We start from the raw sequence: 2,089 nt of genomic DNA, 5'->3' as shown, positions 1-2,089 counted from the left end.
GTGCGCGGCTTCGCCGCGAGCGCCGGACGTCCGGCAGTATGCCCCTGTGCCCCTCATCCCCGGAACCGATGACCACGGCGTCGAACCGGTACGGATCCGGCTGGCGGCGGCCGGGGCCGCGGTGGTGACCGTCGGCGCGGGGCTGGGACTCCGGGCGGTGGCCGCGGGAAGCCTGGCCAAGTACGGCGGAGACGCGCTGTACACCGTCCTGCTTCTCACCCTGGTCGTTCTGGTGGCACCACGAGTGACACCCCTGACGGCCGCCGCAAGCGCACTGACCGTCAGCTGGGCGATCGAGTTCCTGCAGCTCAGCGAGATGACGGCGGAACTCTCCCAACGCAGCGCCATCATTCGCCTCGTGCTCGGTTCCACCTTCAATCCACCCGACTTGTTCTGGTACGCAGTCGGTGCGGCAGCGGGTTGGCTCGTCCACACCACGGTGGGCCGCCCCTACTCGGCACGTCGGCGTACAGAACCCAGCTGATACCGGCCTCCTGGCGGCGAAGGTCGGCGAGCAGCGGTGAACAGCATCGGACACCCAGAGGCTCCCGGGCCGCTGCACACTCGCCGTCGAGTGTGCCGTCTGACGGTTCGCCCGGTTCTACAGGTCGGCCACGAGTAGCCGGTAGCCGGCGTCGAGGGCTTCGCGGTCGAGCAGGTCGGCATGGCGTTGGTGCCACCGGCCGGAGGACAGGTCGTCCGACAGCCGGGCCAGGCCCGGCTGGACGACTTCGTCGCTGGTCTGGGCGAACAGCGAGATACCGGCCCGCACTTCCGGGTCGAGGTATGCCTCGGGTCGACGCCAGAAGGCGGCGAGGAATCCGTCGGTGCAGTCGTGCGGGATGGGGACGGTTTCGATGCGGACGCCTCCCAACAGCGTGGCCAAGCGGTCGACCGCGACGGCTCGTGTGTCGTCGAACGCGGCTGCTTCGGGCAGGTACTCCTCCATCAGCCAGAACCTGTGGTTGATGTCGGGGTCGAAGGTCAGGACGACGATCCGCTGCCGGGCGATGCGGAGGAGTTCGCCGATGCCGGCTTCCAGGTCGCTCCAGTGGTGCACTGTCAGGAGGGCCATCGCCGCATCGGCCGAGTCGTCGGCGAGAGGGATCGACTCCGCGGATGCTTCCAGGGCGGGTGCGGATCCGGCTGGGCGCTGGGCGATCATCACTGAGCTGGGTTCGACCGCCAGCACCGTGTGTGACGGCTCGTAGGAGCCGGTGCCGGCTCCTACGTTGATCACAGTGGCGGCACCACCGAGGGCTTGATGGATCCTGGCGGCGATTAGGGGGTCCGGTCGCCGGGTGTCAGCGTAAGTCGCACCGTCTCGCGCCTTGTGACTTGTGGCTGATGCACAGGACTCCCGGTGTCCGTGGTTCGAACCGTGCGTGGCTCATCCGCTCAAGGAAGGCTTCGGCGTGCGCCCCGCCATCAGGCCCGCCAGAGCTGCCCGCGATGAGACTCCCGTCTTGCGGTAGACCCGGGAGAGGTGGGTCTCGACCGTGCGGCGGCTCAGGCAGAGCCGTTCGGCGATCGCCGGGCTGGTGAGGCCGTCGGCGACGAGGTCGGCGATCTCCCGTTCCCGGGCGGTCAGTTCGGCGAGGCGGCGCTCGGGCGCGTCGGCGGCTGCGGCCACCATCGGGCCGACCGCCTCGGCGAGACCGGTCAGCATCCCGCAGCCCCCGGCCACGGCGAGCCGCCGCCCCCGGTGCCAGGCCGCCTGCCCCCGCCGCGAAGCGCCCGGGTCCGCCGCCAGCAGGGAGGCGCCGAAGAGCAGGGAGAACGCCTCCCAGAACACCCCTCCGCTGCGGGCGCTCTCGTCGGCCGCCGCCATGAACAGGTCCGCCGCCGCCCGGTCGTCACCCAGACCGAGGCGTATCTGCGCGGCGCTGCGCATGGCCGAGGCGCGCTGCACGGGCAGATCGAGCCGCTCGGCCTCCTCGTGGGCCCGCTCGGCCCAGTCCTTCGCCGCGTCCAGGTCACCCATGGCGACCGTGGCGGTCAACGTGTACGACCGCGCGGACGGCCAGGGCATACGGGTCGACCTCGACGCAAGTCCCGAGCACTACCCCGATGCCGAACTCACCGCCCA

3 protein-coding genes are annotated in these 2,089 nt (G+C 70.7%); 1 reads left to right on the top strand and 2 read right to left on the bottom strand.

From position 1 onward, the window contains the following. The first annotated feature begins 94 nt into the window (after window positions 1–94). Complete coding sequence (locus ACWCRB_RS49655; RefSeq protein WP_451002352.1) at window positions 95–484, top strand: ribosomal maturation YjgA family protein; 390 nt, start codon at window positions 95–97, stop codon at window positions 482–484. A gap of 117 nt (window positions 485–601) precedes the next feature. On the opposite strand, the gene ACWCRB_RS49650 is transcribed toward ACWCRB_RS49655, so the two are convergent. Both ACWCRB_RS49650 and ACWCRB_RS49645 read right to left on the bottom strand, forming a co-directional pair. After that, window positions 602–1,282 (bottom strand): methyltransferase domain-containing protein, encoded by a 681-nt coding sequence (locus ACWCRB_RS49650; RefSeq protein WP_451002351.1) that lies wholly within the window; start codon window positions 1,280–1,282, stop codon window positions 602–604. 108 nt (window positions 1,283–1,390) lie between these two features. After that, window positions 1,391–1,984: a helix-turn-helix transcriptional regulator gene (locus ACWCRB_RS49645; RefSeq protein WP_451002350.1), complete on the bottom strand. Its 594-nt coding sequence runs from the start codon at window positions 1,982–1,984 to the stop codon at window positions 1,391–1,393. Window positions 1,985–2,089 lie beyond the last annotated feature (105 nt).

It is taken from the genome of Streptomyces sp. NPDC002156, assembly GCF_053593675.1.
Note: the sequence above shows the minus strand (reverse complement) of the source record. Positions and strands in the feature narration are given on the sequence as shown.